The following is a 14,921-nucleotide window of genomic DNA, read 5'->3' as shown; positions in this document are numbered from 1 at the left end:
ACCTCCTTTTATAAATAGTCCGCGTTTGGCAGCACTCTCTCAATGCGGATTGAAAGCAATTTCTGCCATTCTTCTATTGTCGGCCGTTCAGCCAGTTCAACGAATGTCACCTCGGCTCCTTCACGGCGCCATTGTTCAACTAATGTCATGATCCTTACAGAATCAAGTCCCCTATTCAGTAAGTCTTCATTATCTGCAATGTCATCAGGCGATTCTTGAAGAAGCTCAGCAATTTGTGTTCGGATACTCTCGCAGGTAAATATATGTTTTTCAGCTTTTTCTGATGGCTTTTGAGCCGCAGAAGGCGTATGTTTCAGCTGATCAAGCAAGCTGTCGGTCATCAGCGTAAACGCACAGCGCCCAGCCGCATAGTCAAGAGCCATTTTATGCTTGTCCCGTGAAAAGTCCGCAACTGCATCAGCAACAAAAAATGCTTCGATATCCTCCATAAACGCTTCACATGCTGTAACGAGACAGCCAATATGAGCATAAATTCCGGAGATGATCAGCTGATCGCGCCCCTGTTCACGCATGATCTCAAGCAGATTCGTTCTCTTAAATGCGCTGTATCTCCATTTTGTCAATACGAGATCATCGTCTTCCGGTGCAAGCTCGGCCACAATTTTTTCCTCGTAAGGACCGCTGCTTAATCCAGGGCCCCAAAAATCAGTCAGCAATGCCCGGTCCTCCGGATTTTGACTGCCGGGCTGCGCTGTGTAGACAACAGGTATCCCGAGCTGAACACATTGATCCTTCAGCTTGCGTATATTTGCTGAAAGCTCTGTTACCGGAGACGCTCCTGCTGTAAACGCGTCGACAAAATAGTTCTGCATATCGTGTATTAAGAAGACTGCCCGATTTGGATCAGGCACCCATGATACTTTGTTTGTTGGCATATCAGACGCTGTCGGCATTTGATACGGCTGAATGGCAGGAATAGCCATTTGAACACTCCCTTTCAAATCGTTTCTATTTTTTTGAACCTGCAAGAAGTTTTTCGGCGATCGCTTCGCGAAGCGCCTTTTTGCTTACCTTTCCTACCCCTGTCTGCGGGAAGGACTCAACAAATTCGATCCGGTCTGGAATTTTATATGCTGCAAGCCCGCGCTCTCTTAGAAAAGCTTTGAGTTCTGCGGCTTTCGGCGCTTGATCCCGGGGAATAATGAAAACACATGATCTTTCACCAAGAAATTGGTCAGGCATTGAGACCATTGCCGCATCATGCACAGCCGGATGCGCCAGAAGATGATTTTCAACCTCTTCAGCCGCCACTTTTTCTCCGCCGCGGTTGATTTGATCCTTTGCCCGTCCTTCCACGACAACATAACCGTCGGGTGTCAGTCTCACTAGATCGCCAGTGCGGTAAAAGCCGTCCTCGGTAAACGAAGCCGAATTGTGCTCATCAGCCTTATAGTATCCCCGGATCGTATACGGTCCCCGTGTCAGCAGGTGCCCCGTTTCACCAGGTTTCACGTCACGGTCCTGGTCATCCCACACACGTATTTCATCGTAAGAAGACATCGGCTTACCTTGGGTATTAACAATAATTTCCTCCAGGTCATCAAGCCTTGTATAATTAACGAGCCCTTCTGCCATTCCGAAGACCTGCTGCAAGGTGCAGCCGAATACAGATTTCACTTTGCGCGCGGCTTCAGCGCTGAATTTCGCGCCGCCTACCTGCAGCACTTGAAGGCTTGATAAATCGTCATCTCGTGAGGAAGCAGCGTCCATCCATACCATTGCAAGCGGCGGGACAAGAGCTGTTATTGTCACCTGTTCCCGTTCAATCAAAGGGAACGAGTCGTCCGGACTCGGAGAAGGAGATAAAACCACTTTTCCTCCAGCGTATAATACGCCTAGCACCCCGGGTGAGCTCAGCGGATAATTGTGCGCCATCGGCAATGCGGCCAAGTACACAGTGCTGTGATCAAGCCAGCAAACCTCCGCACTCATCCGCAGGCTGTATATATAGTCATCGTGGGTTCGCGGTATCAGTTTCGATAAGCCGGTGCTTCCGCCAGAAAGCTGGAGAAACGCCACATCCGAAGATTTTACTTCAGGCAGCTCGCCAGGTTCTGTATGCAATGCCTCAAGCGGCTGGAATTCCTCCGCCTCACCTGAGACAATGACGTGTTTCAAGGACGGCAGCTTGCTTTGAACCTGTCTGGCAAGTGTGCGGTAGTCAAATCCCGAATGAGAATCGGGGATGATATAAGCCTCCGCTTCAGCAAACTCGCAAAAATATGTAATCTCACTGCTTCGATGCGAGGGCAATGCAAAAACCGGGAGCGCTCCCAGCCGAAAAAGCGCAAAGATGACTTCAAAAAACTCCGCGATATTCGGCAGCTGCACCACTACACGATCCATTTGTTTAATACCGAGCTTCTGCAATCCGGCTGCCAGACGGTCAGCCCTTGTGTCAAGCTCTTGATAGCTCCAATGGGTGTCCCCGCATGTAATCGCGATACGATCGCCATGTTTGGCAGCCCGGTCTCTTAACATGTCTCCAAAAGTCTCACCGGCCCAGCACCCGTTCTCCCGGTACTTTTCCGCAAACTCCTTGGGCCACGGCGTAAATCCATTCAGCATGCTGTTTCCCTCCTGCATTTATTTCTGATCATATGTGATTGACACCCATTGCCCGAAGCATTGTCCGGAACTTTGCGGATGTCTCCTGGAGCTCGTCCTCTGCTTTTGATCCGGCTACAACACCGGCCCCGGCAAAAAGACGAAGTGAACGTTCTTCAGCCTCTGCACAGCGAATCGTAACGATCCATTCGCCATCGCCTGCATCGTCACACCAGCCTACCATGCCGGTGAAGAAACCGCGGTCAAAAGGTTCAATTTCCCGGATGGCTTCTCTTGCAAGGCCAGTCGGTGTTCCGCAGACTGCCGGCGTAGGATGAAGCGCGGCGGCTAGTTCCAGCGCGGTTACAGTCGGATCAGAAAGCTCTCCTTTAATGACACTGGACAAATGCCACATCGTCTCAGTTTGGATCAGCGAAGGCTTTTCCGGAACGTCCAGCGTCCGGCAAAAAGGCCGCAGCCCGGCGGCAACCGCATCAGCCACAACAGCATGCTCATGAAGATCCTTTGCGGAGGAAAGCAATTCATCGGCCCGGCGCTGGTCCTCAACAGGATCATCACTGCGAGGTCTAGAGCCCGCTAACGGATTGGATACCACCTGAGTTCCCATTCTCGAAACGAGAAGCTCCGGACTTGCACCGAGTAGTGTCCGATGGGAAGATGAATCATCTTGGCCGGATACATCGGCTGCAAAAGTATAACCATGTGTATTATGCCGCGCCAGATGGTGAAGCAGTTCTCCCGTTTGTATCGCTTCAGATGATGTCAGATGCAGCGATCTGGACAGGACAATTTTGCTGAGTGTGCCGTCAGCAATGCTTGCCAATCCTTGTTCTACACCTTTTTTATAGTCCTCCGGTGCAGGAACAGGCTGTATTTGATATGTATGTTCCCGCTGCTGTTCGATGTTGGCATGATCGAATTGAAGCGGTCCCGACCACCGTACCTCCTCCGGAACGACGAGCCGGGGCGATTTCAAATGATCAAATGGAACAGCTCCCACAACAACCGGACGGCTTTGCCCCGATTGCTTTGCTTTGTTAAGCGCCTCAGCAATGCGGCTGGGTAAGGTTTCTAATTGGTTTTGGCCGTCTGCATCCGGCACGGTTTCACTTATTCCTTTTCCAAGCAGCACACGGTGAGGGGAAGCCAGGAAAAAAGTGCCCGGCTGATAATCACGAAGCAAATGCTCCGCCTTTGTTTCAGATATAACGTTTTGTTCCAACATCTTCATAAACCTCCTTTGAGTTAAGTTATACGCCTAAGGTCGCGCCGCCATCTACACATAAATTGTGCATCGTAATATGGCCTGCCTGCTCAGAAACCAAAAAGAGCACGGCATCAGCAATATCCGAAGGCTGGGCCAGTTTTTTGAGCGGAATTCCCGTTTTAAATGTATTAAGCGATCCTTTGATGACTTGCTCTGCTCCATTTTCATCAGCCCATAAGGACCACTGCATGTCTGTTTCCGTTGATCCGGGAGAAACAATATTGCAGCGAATGTTGTATTCTGCAAGCTCAAGGCCAAGGCACTTTGTAAACATCACGGCTGCTGCCTTTGATGAGGCGTATGCCGCCATAGATGTCCTTGGCACACCGGCTGCATTTGATCCTACTGTTACAATCGAACCGGATCTGCGGTTCATCATATATTTGCTGACTGAGCGCGACGCGTTAAAAACACCAGTTGAATTCACTGAGAAAGTGGCCTCCCATTCCTCATCACTGAGAGAATGAATCAGCCCTGGCCGAAGCACACCCGCTACGTTCACCAATATGTCAATCGGGCCCATGTCACGTTCGATTCGAGCCGTGATATCGTCAATCGCCGCACTGTCTCTCACATCCGCCGGAAAGGCTTCGGCATGACATCCCTCGGCTTTGAGGCTGTTCACGACTTTTTCAAGCTTTTCTGGATTGTAATCAACCGCAGCAATGTGCGCCCCCTGACCGGCAAGCGTCCGCGCAACAGCTTCACCTATTCCTTGGGCAGCCCCTGTAATCAATGCGATCTTGCCTTCTATACCTCTTACATTCATTTCATCATTTCCTTTCTTCGCTTGTAACGCCAAAAATGACATTTTGCGAAAAAGACTGCTTCACCTTACCATTAATCACAATCAATTGATAATGATTATCATTATCAATTATAAAAATAATCATATCCTTATGTCATCCGACAGTCAAATATAATTTTTGTGACAAATATGGGAGCTGAGACAATTCTCAGCTCATTGATATGTGCGGGCCGTCAGGGTGAAGCGCGAAACGCAATGCCCTGCTGACCAAAACAGGAAGAACCGAAATATGTCCTTCTCCTGAAAACTCGCAAAATTCTGTCCGTACGCCTTGGTCAGTCAAAGTAGACAGCCGCTCGTAAAGCTCCTTCGCGTTATCGTTCATTCGGCATTTATGATGCTTTTCCAATTCTCCTGCCGCAAGCAGAAGATTGACAGGCTGATCGTTTTTCTTTAAACAGGAAACGAAACGCTCAGTTTCCTTTTCAATAAATGGTTTATTCCAATGAATGGACGGACTGCCCGCGATATACGTTTGGAATGCATCCGGTTTCGTTAAGAGCACCTGCAAAACGAAGAGCCCGCCAAGAGAGTGACCAAAGATCGTTTGTCTGTTTCTGTCAATCTCATAATCTTGTTCAATCTCCGGTTTGAGGTCCTCCTCAATAAACCTTAAAAAGTCCCCCGCTCCTCCATGCGCCGGCCATTCTTTGCCGTCAGGCCTTACCGGCAGCTCCGAGTAAGACGTAGGCATTGTAAAATCCCGGTGGCGCGCAGAAGAAAACGGTTCTGTTGTGTCATAGCCAATACCGACAATTACAGCGGGAATCACCCCTGTTTTCTCAGGACGGCGCCCTTGCACTCGAACAGCTTCCGACATTGTACCGAAGATAGAATTAGCATCGAGCAGATAAATAACCGGATAACCAGAAGGCGGCGGCTCTGTGCTCGGTTTTGAGATAAAGATCTGATAGCCGCGGCTGCCATTGCGTGAAGACATTTTACGCACTTCCGTTCCCGGAATGGTAAATGCGTTGTAGGTCCCGCCTTTAGCCCCATCTGTTTTTTTCATGCAGTACGACATTCCTCTCCTTAAAACTGGCTGCATTTATGATAATGATTTTCACTATCAACTAGACAACTCAAATAATAGGTTTTCTGGCAAACAAAGTCAACTTTTTCCTTAATAAAAAGGGCACCTTATCTAAATAAGGTACCTGATGACTAGCAATATGGAAATAAAATCCTGAAAAAGATGCTGATTATCCTACGTTTACTAGAACCTTAATCCCATGTAAATCTCTGATTCTGCCAAGGGTCGCCTCTCATATGATAGCCGTTCTGCTCCCAAAAACCAGGATGATTTTCTTTCGTAAATTGGATGCCGCGCAGCCACTTAGCGCTTTTCCAAAAATACAAATGAGGAAACACCCCTCGCAGCGGGAAGCCGTGTTCAGGCGTTAAAGGTTCGCCGTTATGCGCATAAGCGAGCAGTGATGTTTCAGCCAAAAAGTCATCGAGCGGCAGATTTGTCGTCCAGCCCTCTTCCGCGTGTAAAATGACATAGCCCGCCTCTTCTTTTACCCCGGCTTTCTCCGCAATATCCCTTGTCCTTACCCCCTGCCAAACGTTATCAAGCCGCGACCAGCCTGTCACGCAATGAATGTCATTTTCTGATTCGCACTGAGGAAAGGCTTTTATATCTTCAAAGCTTAAAAGCATCGGGTGATCAACCAATCCGTATACTTGCAGATTCCACTTCGTCATATCCTCATAATACGGAACGTTCCCCGTATGAAGCACAGGAAACGAAGTCGTCACATTTTGATTGGGCGGCACTCTTCCTGACTGATCTGCCTGTTTTATTTTTCCGAAATACATGCAAATCCTCCTTTTGTTAACCTAAATTATATTTATGTTGACAATCATTCAGATCTTTATTACTCTATGATTGTGTATGTAAACCTAAGGGGGAACAACGATGAAACAACCTAAACTTCGTGCGGGTGATATGGCGCTGATCGGCATGTTCGCCGCACTTATGGCTGTCGGCGCCAACATTACATCAGTCGCGCCCTTTTTGCAAGTTGCCGGCATTCCGCTGTCGATGCAGCCGTTTTTCTGCCTCTTGGCGGCTTTGCTTCTCGGCAGCAAACGCGCTGCTATCGCGATGCTTGTATATGCGCTTGTCGGATTGGCCGGGGCACCAGTGTTCGCTCAGTTTTCCGCGGGCTTCGCACCATTTGCAGGTAAAAGCGGCGGCTTCATTATCTCATATATTCCTGCAGCATTCGCAGCTGGATGGTTATTAGAACGCAAAATTCAGCCAAGTAAAATCCGTTTTCTGATTGCTTCTCTTATCGGAACGGCCATTATGTATATCATCGGCACCACCTATATGTATCTTGCGCTGAAGCTGTGGATTCATACACCGGTGAGCTACGGCACGGCTTGGGGCTTTATGACTTGGTTTATGGTAAAAGACACGGCACTGGCTGTGCTGCTGACGTTTATCGCACCTGCGATCTACCGCTCTATTCATAAAGCAACCGGCTTTAACAGACATCAAATATCGTCCACTTAAAAACCGTTCCGATGGACGGTTTTTTGAAATGATAAACAAAAAAGGCTCTCCCGTTAAGGAGAGCCTTTTTTCTATAAGACAAGCGCCGCAATCCAGCCAAAAATAACAAGCGGAATGTTATAAAAGATAAATGTCGGCACACAAGTGTCCCAAATGTGGTGATGCTGTCCGTCCGCACTCAGACCTGAAGTCGGGCCAAGTGTACTGTCGCTGGCAGGTGAACCGGCGTCGCCAAGCGCGGCAGCCGCTCCGATAATCGCAATCGTTGCCATCGGGCTGAATCCGAGCTGCATACATAGAGGCACAAAGATCGTTGTGATCACCGGAATCGTTGCAAAAGATGAGCCGATTCCCATTGTAATCAACAGGCCGACCAGCAGCATCAGCAATGCACCCAGCGACTGACTGTGCCCGATAATACCAGCTGATGTTTTGACCAATGACTCGACATCTCCGGTTTTTGTCAATACATTTGAGAAACCGGCTGCAACAAGCATAACAAATCCGATAAAGGCCATTAATACCATACCGTCAGTAATCAATGAATCCGCTTCGTCACGTTTCATTACACCGCTGACAAACAGGATAATCAGGCCGGCCAGCGCCCCCATAATCATCCCTTCTACTCCCAATGTCTGCGATAAATAAAGCTGGACGCCGAGTGACACTAAAATGGCGAGAACCGCGATTCCCAGGCTTTTTTTCGTATATGGAGATGCTTTTACACCTGAGATTTCTTTTGTTTCATACACTTTTGGTTTTCGATAAACGATTACTGATAAAATCAAACCGACAACCATGCCTGCAACCGGTATAATCAGCGCGTACGGGATATCGCCAAGCGGAACGTTTAAACCCGCATCGGCCATGTTGTCCTTCAGCATGCCTTGGAATATCTGGCCGAAGCCAACAGGCAGTACAATATAAGGAGCCGTTAAGCCGAACGTAATCACACACGCAATCAGCCTGCGGTCCATTTCAAGCTCATTAAAGATTTTCAAAAGCGGCGGTATCAGCACAGGAATAAATGCGATGTGAACCGGTACCACGTTTTGTGAAAAACAAGCTACGATTAAAATAATCAGTACGATAAGCACTTTAGACAGTGCCTTTTTTCGAGTATCTTCTTTGTTTCCAATTAATTTCACAGAAGCTTCCACCATAGCATCCGGAAGACCTGTTTTCGTTAAAGCCGCAGCAAACGCACCAAGCATAGCGTAGCTGACTGCAACGGTGGCATTTCCGCCGAGCCCTTCTGTAAAGGCTTTAACCGTTTCACCCAGGCCGAGTCCTCCTGTTAAGCCGCCGGCCAAAGCACCTATGATTAAAGCAATAACTATATTGACACGCAGAAGACTTAAGACAAGCATAAGCAGCACTGCGATTACGACTGCATTCATGATACCCCTCCAAAAATCCTTTAGTTTGCTAATGTAGTAGATAAATAAAGTACGAACGTATCGTATCATATTCATGATACTTTAGTCAACTAAAGATTTTGGAGAAAAAAACCCTGCCGCGAAATCGCAGCAGGGCTATATTTATTATGCTTTTGCGTCTTCTTCCGCTGTGAATCTTTCTGCCAGCGTAGCCAGTGTTCTTGCCATGACGCCGGTTGCACCGGACGGACCGAAGCAGCTTGCTTTACTTGAAGTTGCTGTGCCTGCAATATCAAGATGGACCCAAGGAGTCGTTTCAGCAAACTCACCTAGAAACGTTCCTGCCATAATGGCATGGCCTTCCCGTCCCGGTGAATTGTTTAAATCCGCCATTTGGCTGTTTTTCACACGTTTTTTATCCTTTTCTGTAATCGGCAGCTGCCAGATGGCCTCACCGCACTCTTCCGCAGCTTCAGCCACCCGCTGATAAAAGCTCTCGTTATTTGTCATGGCGCCGGTTGTTTCTGTGCCCAATGCCACAACAACGCCGCCGGTGAGCGTTGCCACATCAACAAGTACAGACGCGCCATGCTGTTTCGCATATGTAAGGCCGTCTGCAAGCACAAGCCTTCCTTCTGCATCCGTGTTAAGGATTTCAATTGTTTTTCCGCTTAATGACACGATGACATCGTCAGGCTTCATCGCTCCGCCTGAAACCATGTTGTCGGTTGACGGAATGACAGCCAGCACATTTTGCTCCGGACGAAGCTCGCCGATCGTTTCCATTGCGCCAAGGACCGCTGCCGCTCCTCCCATATCGGATTTCATGCCGACAATTCCTGTTTTCGTTTTAATAGAGTAACCGCCTGTGTCAAAGGTAATTCCTTTTCCGACAAGCCCGATAACGTTTTCCCATTCCTTTTTGCCCTGATACTTCAAGACAATCATTTTGGGCGGTTCGGCAGAGCCTTGGTTTACCGCAAGGATTGCGCCCATACCGAGCTCTTCCATATCCGATTTCTCCAATATTTCACACTCAAAATCATACTTCGCCGCAAGCTCGGACGCATAAGAAGCCAAGTCAGTTGCTGTCAGCATATTTCCCGGCATATTAACAAGCGTTCTCGCCGAATTTGTGCCCTGCCCGTATGCCCGGCCGACAAGAAGACCGGCCTGCACTTCTTGTGTATCTTCATCTGTGACGGCATAGATGGATTCAAGCTGTTTATCCGGCTCATTTGATTTGTGCTTATAATCCTGCACCTCATAAGAAGCAAGCAGGCAGCTCTCAGCTAATGCGTGAGCGGCATCCGCTGCGGGAACTTCTTCACAAATAAATGTGTCAAGCAGTACGGCAGCCTCTTGTTTTCTGTCTTTATGAATGGCTTGAAAAACATGGGCAAAGCTTTCCTTCGCCTCTTCAAATGAATAATTCGCCTCTCTTCCCAAACCGACGAAATAAATACGTTTCATACCAGCGGAGGACGGAGGGAATACTTTTGATACTTGATTCCGTTTGGCAGAGACATCACCGTCTTTCAGAAGCTGAGTCAGATGGCCTTCCAGTTTTTCATCAATTTCCTTTGCTTTGCCTGTCAGCTGGCTTTTTTGAAAAAGTCCGACCACTAGGGTTTCAGTATGCTCTAATTGTTGAACCGCATAAAACATAAGGCTTACACTCCTAACGTAATGGGTATTTGTAATGAACAATGGTATAATAGGAAAAACATTCTTTCCTTACATTTATTTTATCAAACAACAGACAAAGACCTGCTTTTTTCTTTTGTAACACGAAAGATTTTTATATAGAAAGGATGTCGCCTATGGAACTTTTTATGAATTTTCCTTTATTATCAAGCCTTGCTGCCATCATCTTTGCACAAGTCATTAAAGTGCCGATACAATTTATCGTATCCAGAAAACTGGACTGGTCGCTGGTGACAAGCACAGGCGGCATGCCGAGTTCCCACTCCGCAGCTGTTACGGCGCTCTCTACAGGCGTAGCTTTAGAGCATGGATTAGGTTCCTCTCTCTTTGCGGTTTCAGCCATTTTCGCCGTCATTACCATGTTTGACGCAACCGGCGTCAGACGTCATGCCGGCGAGCAGGCAACAGTCATTAATAAACTTGTGATTGATTTTAACCGTTTTGTGAATGAAGCAAAAGATTTCCCGAAAGCCGAAGAGAAAGAAAAACAAAAAAAGCTGAAAGAGCTTCTCGGCCATCAGCCAATCGAGGTCTTTTTTGGCGGATTGACAGGAATTTTATTAACACTGGCACTGGCATACTTTTTTCTGTAAAAAAATAACGCTTCAGCCGCAGCTGAAGCGTTTTATTCTTTCACTGTTTTGTAATGATTTCTGAACACCTGCAATGATTTTGTTTCATTAAGCTTTACCAGTTCATCCTCAGTGACTTTTCCGGTCCCCTTCTTAATTACATATACGTCCAGGGTTTTTTTGCCCCATTCATTGTAGACATCATGAACGGTTTCAAAGTACAGATCAATGCGGTTTCCTTTGATGGCAGATCCTGTGTCCGCAACGACGCCCAAACCATAGTTCGGGATGAATAAAATGGTGCCGATCGGAAAAACGGATGGATCGGCGGCAACCGTAGAGTATAAATCTCTTTTCACTTTAACACCTGAATATGTAAGCCCGTATAATGGATCACCAGGTTTTTTACCCGTCGATTCGACTCCCGCTGTATAGCCTGTAGCCGTTACTTTTCGCGCTGGATACTGGTTCCAGTCAAAGGCTTCTTCCAATGGTTTGTCTTTTGCTTTGGCTGCAGCGGACATCGTTTTTTCGTTTTTCTGCTGCAATGCTTTTAATGTCAGCCCTGTATTCTTCGAGTGCTTCTCATTATTTTCTTGTACCCATTTTGATAAGTCCTTCGCCTCTACTCCTGATATGGCTAAATATGTCGTGGCAAACGCGAGCAGAAATAAACAGGCCATCAGCAAATGTCTGATCATTTTCAACATTATTCACCTCTCCTCCGAATCATTGTTCCCAAATAGCGGGAGCAATATTCAAAACGGTGAATGCGCTGAAGGCACAAAAAAAAGCTTTCTTTAGAAAGAAAGCGGCATTAAAACATCTGATATCCTCTTTTTCTGAGCATGTTGATCGCTATGCCTGAGACAATGGCGCCGGCCAGACCGCTGGCTAAAATCAATACATCTGCAGCAGCTAACGATACGATTCTCTGAAACAGGCTGGCAAAGGATTCGCCTGGCGATTGGATATAGCTGATCAGCTTTTCCTTGCTGATTATAAAAAGGCATACAATCGGATAAATCACAGCCATAATCCAGGACATTCTCAGCAGCATGTTTAATAAGAAACCGATTCCAAAAAACAAAACAAAAAATAAAACAATTGAGATGATAACGACTGGCAGACTAATCAAAACCCCCACCCCCTGCGTTACTTTTAGTGTACCGCGGGGGCTTTTAAAAAGTCAACGGCTGGAAAATGAATGACTGTCTTTACCTGTCCCCTGACATGACGGACAAGTTTCTGAACCGCCGAGGATTAATTGAAAATACCCTTTCCCTGAGCAAAACGGGCATGCCTGTGAAGCGGTTGTCGTTGCGGTTTTCATCTTAGCATCACCTTTTTCTTAATTTTCAGATAATAATATCATACCAAGCTGTCAATGATAAAGTCAGATCATGTGACAAATCTTTTGATGTAAGCGGAAACATTTTTATTTTCCTCTTGTTCTCTTTTTATTTTGGCGTTTTTTAATAAAACAAAACCCGCGGAGAGCGGGTTTTTAGAAAAACTTAAACTTGCCTTTTTTCAGTGTGAGTCCGAGTCCGCCGATTAAAAACAGCGAACGGTTATCGATGACTTTTTTCATAAAAGAAGCCGGCGTGCCTTTCAGTTTTCTTCCGTACACGACTCCGACCGCATTATGCTCGCCGAGAGAAGCCACCGTTCCTTTTATATCAGGTTTGAATTCTTCAAGCTCGCCGCCCTTAATGAGTTTTGCAATGTTTTTAGCGACCGTAGTCCCTTGCTGCATCGCGATTTGGGCGGTCGGCGGATAAGGACGGTCAGTGTCTTCATTGATAAACAGCGAGCTGTCGCCGAGAATAAACACGTTGTCATGTCCGGGCGCGCGAAGATCAGGATTGACTTTCACCCGGCCGCGCATATTTTCAAAGCCGGCTTCTTCCACAATCGGATGTCCGCGGACACCTGCCGCCCACACCACTGTTTGCGATTTGATTTGCTCTGGCTCCTCATCTTTTTTGCCGACTGTGACTCCTTCTGCAGTACACTCTTGAACCGCCGTGCCGATTTTAAACTCAACGCCATTCTCCTCAAGATAGTGAACAGCATAATCGACAAGCTCGGGATCAAAGCCCGGCAATACGGTCGGCGCTGCTTCTACACAGATAATGCGTACAAGACTTCTGTCAACGTCATACTCCTTGCAGAGCTCTGGCACACGGGCAGCCAGTTCTCCAAGGAATTCAATACCCGTAAACCCGGCTCCCCCGACAACGATTGTTAACCTGTCCGGCCTTTTTTCAGCTTCGATGTTGTAAGTCGCAAATTGCAGCTCAATATGTTCCCGAAGGACTCGAGATGTATTGATATTGGCGATCGGAAACGCAAATTCTTTTAAGCCTTTAATGCCGAACGTTTCAGGTACCGCTCCGAGGCCGATAACTAAATAATCGTACTGCAGCTCTCCATTGGCAAGCACAACTTTCTTCTCGTCTATTTTGATTGCCTTCACGGTATCCTGTACAAAATTGACACGTGACTGGTTGATTACATCTTTTATCTGATAACGGCAGCGGTCATGATGGAGCGTACCGGCGCTCGCTTCGTGCATCCATGTCGTTTCGTAATGATAATTGTGTTTATTCACAAGCGTAATATCAGCATCATTCGGACCGACATGCTTCGTCAGCCTTGTCACTGTCATCAATCCGCCATAACCTGCACCTAAAATCACGATTTTGGGCTTATTCAATGCCATCACATCCACCTTCTCTTTTTTTTGCTGTTAGACGCATATAAAAATCATCATTTGTGTTATCTTCAGCTTATTGGCAGGATTTTATGAAATATATTGAAAAGTTTTTTGTGAAGTCCACACCCATAGCACTACTATCATGTGTATCCGGCTGGTTCATGAAACATTCAGAAAAAAGATGAATTCATTTTTTTCTTATCGTATCGGCCCGCGGGCATATGATCAAGAATGAATGCGCATACAATGCACTCGCAAATTTTTCTGCTGACTCGTCAATTTTAAGAGCAATATGGTATAATTAATAACAATTTTCATTTAGGAGGCAATTTTCGTATGCGAGAGGATACAAAGGTTTATGATATTACAATTATAGGCGGGGGACCGGTCGGCTTATTCACCGCTTTTTACGGTGGCATGAGACAGGCAAGCGTCAAAATTATCGAAAGCCTGCCTCAGCTTGGCGGACAGCTTAGTGCCCTGTACCCTGAGAAATATATATATGACGTAGCAGGATTCCCGAAAATCCGCGCCCAAGAGCTAGTGAACAACTTAAAAGAGCAAATGGCGAAATTCGACCAAACGATTTGTTTAGAGCAAGCGGTTGAATCTGTTGAAAAACAAGCAGACGGCGTGTTTAAGCTTGTGACAAACGAAGAAACCCATTACTCTAAAACGGTCATCATCACTGCAGGAAACGGCGCATTCAAACCAAGAAAGCTCGAGCTTGAAACAGCCGAACAATACGAAGGCAAAAACCTTCACTACTTCGTTGATGATTTACAAAAATTCGCCGGCAGACGCGTTGCGATTCTTGGCGGAGGAGATTCAGCGGTTGACTGGGCGCTTATGCTTGAGCCAATCGCAAAAGAAGTTTCCATCGTTCACCGCCGCGATAAATTCCGCGCGCATGAGCACAGTGTGGAAAACCTTCACGCATCTAAAGTGAATGTCCTGACTCCATTTGTTCCGACAGAGCTCATCGGAGAAGACAAAATCGAGCAGCTTGTGCTTGAGGAAGTGAAAGGCGAGCGCAAAGAGATTTTAGAAATCGATGACTTAATTGTCAACTACGGCTTCGTCTCATCTCTTGGACCGATTAAAAACTGGGGACTTGAAATTGAGAAAAATTCCATTGTCGTCAAATCAACGATGGAAACAAATATCGAAGGCTTCTTCGCAGCAGGTGACATTTGCACATACGAAGGAAAAGTCAACCTGATCGCAAGCGGCTTCGGCGAAGCACCGACAGCTGTTAACAACGCGAAAGCTTACATGGACCCGAAAGCTCGCGTACAGCCTCTGCACTCTACAAGTCTTTTTGAAAATAAATAATAAAAAAAGGAGTTTGTG

15 protein-coding genes are annotated in these 14,921 nt (G+C 46.8%); 3 read left to right on the top strand and 12 right to left on the bottom strand.

Translation table 11 applies throughout. The annotated features are described in order from the left end of the window. Positions 1-8: 8 nt before the first annotated feature. The 6 genes from DIC78_RS15180 to DIC78_RS15155 all read right to left on the bottom strand — a co-directional run bounded on the left by DIC78_RS15180 (position 9) and on the right by DIC78_RS15155 (position 6,485). Positions 9-944 (bottom strand): isochorismatase, encoded by a 936-nt coding sequence (locus DIC78_RS15180; RefSeq protein ID WP_095713986.1) that lies wholly within the window; start codon positions 942-944, stop codon positions 9-11. A gap of 25 nt (positions 945-969) precedes the next feature. Then, complete coding sequence (locus tag DIC78_RS15175; protein WP_106019490.1) at positions 970-2,589, bottom strand: (2,3-dihydroxybenzoyl)adenylate synthase; 1,620 nt, start codon at positions 2,587-2,589, stop codon at positions 970-972. 28 nt (positions 2,590-2,617) lie between these two features. Then, on the bottom strand, positions 2,618-3,814 hold the full coding sequence (gene dhbC, locus DIC78_RS15170; RefSeq protein ID WP_127696522.1) for an isochorismate synthase DhbC: 1,197 nt from the start codon (positions 3,812-3,814) through the stop codon (positions 2,618-2,620). A gap of 25 nt (positions 3,815-3,839) precedes the next feature. Next, positions 3,840-4,625 carry a 2,3-dihydro-2,3-dihydroxybenzoate dehydrogenase gene (locus DIC78_RS15165; protein WP_024122707.1) on the bottom strand — a complete coding sequence of 262 codons (786 nt, stop codon included), beginning with the start codon at positions 4,623-4,625 and terminating at the stop codon, positions 3,840-3,842. Between the two features lie 187 nt (positions 4,626-4,812). Beyond that, entirely contained in the window at positions 4,813-5,676 is an 864-nt protein-coding gene (gene besA, locus DIC78_RS15160; RefSeq protein WP_106019492.1) for a ferri-bacillibactin esterase BesA, read from the bottom strand. 212 nt (positions 5,677-5,888) lie between these two features. After that, the gene (locus tag DIC78_RS15155) at positions 5,889-6,485 is read right to left on the bottom strand and encodes a sulfite oxidase-like oxidoreductase (RefSeq protein WP_095713990.1); all 597 of its coding nucleotides are present in this window, start codon (positions 6,483-6,485) and stop codon (positions 5,889-5,891) included. Positions 6,486-6,585: 100 nt separating this feature from the next. Between DIC78_RS15155 and DIC78_RS15150 the strand changes: the two genes are divergently transcribed. After that, positions 6,586-7,188 (top strand): biotin transporter BioY, encoded by a 603-nt coding sequence (locus tag DIC78_RS15150; RefSeq protein ID WP_024122710.1) that lies wholly within the window; start codon positions 6,586-6,588, stop codon positions 7,186-7,188. A 71-nt stretch (positions 7,189-7,259) separates the two neighbouring features. On the opposite strand, the gene DIC78_RS15145 is transcribed toward DIC78_RS15150, so the two are convergent. After that, on the bottom strand, positions 7,260-8,588 hold the full coding sequence (locus tag DIC78_RS15145) for a Na+/H+ antiporter family protein (RefSeq protein ID WP_127696521.1): 1,329 nt from the start codon (positions 8,586-8,588) through the stop codon (positions 7,260-7,262). A 144-nt stretch (positions 8,589-8,732) separates the two neighbouring features. Then, positions 8,733-10,235, bottom strand: a complete 1,503-nt coding sequence (locus tag DIC78_RS15140; protein WP_095713992.1) for a leucyl aminopeptidase — start codon at positions 10,233-10,235, stop codon at positions 8,733-8,735. Positions 10,236-10,390: 155 nt separating this feature from the next. Between DIC78_RS15140 and DIC78_RS15135 the strand changes: the two genes are divergently transcribed. Next, positions 10,391-10,867: a divergent PAP2 family protein gene (locus tag DIC78_RS15135; RefSeq protein ID WP_044158979.1), complete on the top strand. Its 477-nt coding sequence runs from the start codon at positions 10,391-10,393 to the stop codon at positions 10,865-10,867. Positions 10,868-10,899: 32 nt separating this feature from the next. On the opposite strand, the gene DIC78_RS15130 is transcribed toward DIC78_RS15135, so the two are convergent. The 4 genes from DIC78_RS15130 to DIC78_RS15115 all read right to left on the bottom strand — a co-directional run bounded on the left by DIC78_RS15130 (position 10,900) and on the right by DIC78_RS15115 (position 13,574). Beyond that, positions 10,900-11,559 carry a 3D domain-containing protein gene (locus DIC78_RS15130; protein WP_127696520.1) on the bottom strand — a complete coding sequence of 220 codons (660 nt, stop codon included), beginning with the start codon at positions 11,557-11,559 and terminating at the stop codon, positions 10,900-10,902. Positions 11,560-11,663: 104 nt separating this feature from the next. After that, positions 11,664-11,984 carry a YuiB family protein gene (locus DIC78_RS15125; RefSeq protein ID WP_024122715.1) on the bottom strand — a complete coding sequence of 107 codons (321 nt, stop codon included), beginning with the start codon at positions 11,982-11,984 and terminating at the stop codon, positions 11,664-11,666. Between the two features lie 51 nt (positions 11,985-12,035). Then, positions 12,036-12,179 (bottom strand): YuiA family protein, encoded by a 144-nt coding sequence (locus DIC78_RS15120; protein ID WP_024122716.1) that lies wholly within the window; start codon positions 12,177-12,179, stop codon positions 12,036-12,038. A 174-nt stretch (positions 12,180-12,353) separates the two neighbouring features. Further along, positions 12,354-13,574, bottom strand: coding sequence for an NAD(P)/FAD-dependent oxidoreductase (locus DIC78_RS15115; protein ID WP_029441137.1), 1,221 nt, complete (start codon positions 13,572-13,574; stop codon positions 12,354-12,356). A 330-nt stretch (positions 13,575-13,904) separates the two neighbouring features. On the opposite strand from DIC78_RS15115, the gene yumC reads away from it, so the two are divergent. Continuing rightward, complete coding sequence (gene yumC, locus DIC78_RS15110; protein WP_024122718.1) at positions 13,905-14,903, top strand: ferredoxin--NADP reductase 2; 999 nt, start codon at positions 13,905-13,907, stop codon at positions 14,901-14,903. The last annotated feature ends 18 nt before the right edge of the window (positions 14,904-14,921 follow it).

Origin of the sequence: Bacillus halotolerans (assembly GCF_004006435.1) — a bacterium.
GTDB classification, from domain to species: Bacteria; Bacillota; Bacilli; order Bacillales; family Bacillaceae; genus Bacillus; species Bacillus halotolerans.
The sequence above is the reverse complement of the archived record's forward strand: the minus strand, read 5'-3'. Positions and strand labels throughout refer to the sequence as shown.

Bases quoted from the DNA above. Each gene is read 5' to 3' on its own strand.
- DIC78_RS15180 (WP_095713986.1), bottom strand. From the start codon at position 944: ATGGCTATTCCTGCCATTCAGCCGTATCAAATGCCGACAGCGTCTGAT.
- DIC78_RS15175 (WP_106019490.1), bottom strand. From the start codon at position 2,589: ATGCTGAATGGATTTACGCCGTGGCCCAAGGAGTTTGCGGAAAAGTAC.
- dhbC (WP_127696522.1), bottom strand. From the start codon at position 3,814: ATGTTGGAACAAAACGTTATATCTGAAACAAAGGCGGAGCATTTGCTT.
- DIC78_RS15135 (WP_044158979.1), top strand. From the start codon at position 10,391: ATGGAACTTTTTATGAATTTTCCTTTATTATCAAGCCTTGCTGCCATC.
- DIC78_RS15150 (WP_024122710.1), top strand. From the start codon at position 6,586: ATGAAACAACCTAAACTTCGTGCGGGTGATATGGCGCTGATCGGCATG.
- DIC78_RS15155 (WP_095713990.1), bottom strand. From the start codon at position 6,485: ATGTATTTCGGAAAAATAAAACAGGCAGATCAGTCAGGAAGAGTGCCG.
- DIC78_RS15120 (WP_024122716.1), bottom strand. From the start codon at position 12,179: ATGAAAACCGCAACGACAACCGCTTCACAGGCATGCCCGTTTTGCTCA.
- DIC78_RS15145 (WP_127696521.1), bottom strand. From the start codon at position 8,588: ATGAATGCAGTCGTAATCGCAGTGCTGCTTATGCTTGTCTTAAGTCTT.
- DIC78_RS15165 (WP_024122707.1), bottom strand. From the start codon at position 4,625: ATGAATGTAAGAGGTATAGAAGGCAAGATCGCATTGATTACAGGGGCT.
- DIC78_RS15115 (WP_029441137.1), bottom strand. From the start codon at position 13,574: ATGGCATTGAATAAGCCCAAAATCGTGATTTTAGGTGCAGGTTATGGC.
- DIC78_RS15140 (WP_095713992.1), bottom strand. From the start codon at position 10,235: ATGTTTTATGCGGTTCAACAATTAGAGCATACTGAAACCCTAGTGGTC.
- yumC (WP_024122718.1), top strand. From the start codon at position 13,905: ATGCGAGAGGATACAAAGGTTTATGATATTACAATTATAGGCGGGGGA.
- besA (WP_106019492.1), bottom strand. From the start codon at position 5,676: ATGAAAAAAACAGATGGGGCTAAAGGCGGGACCTACAACGCATTTACC.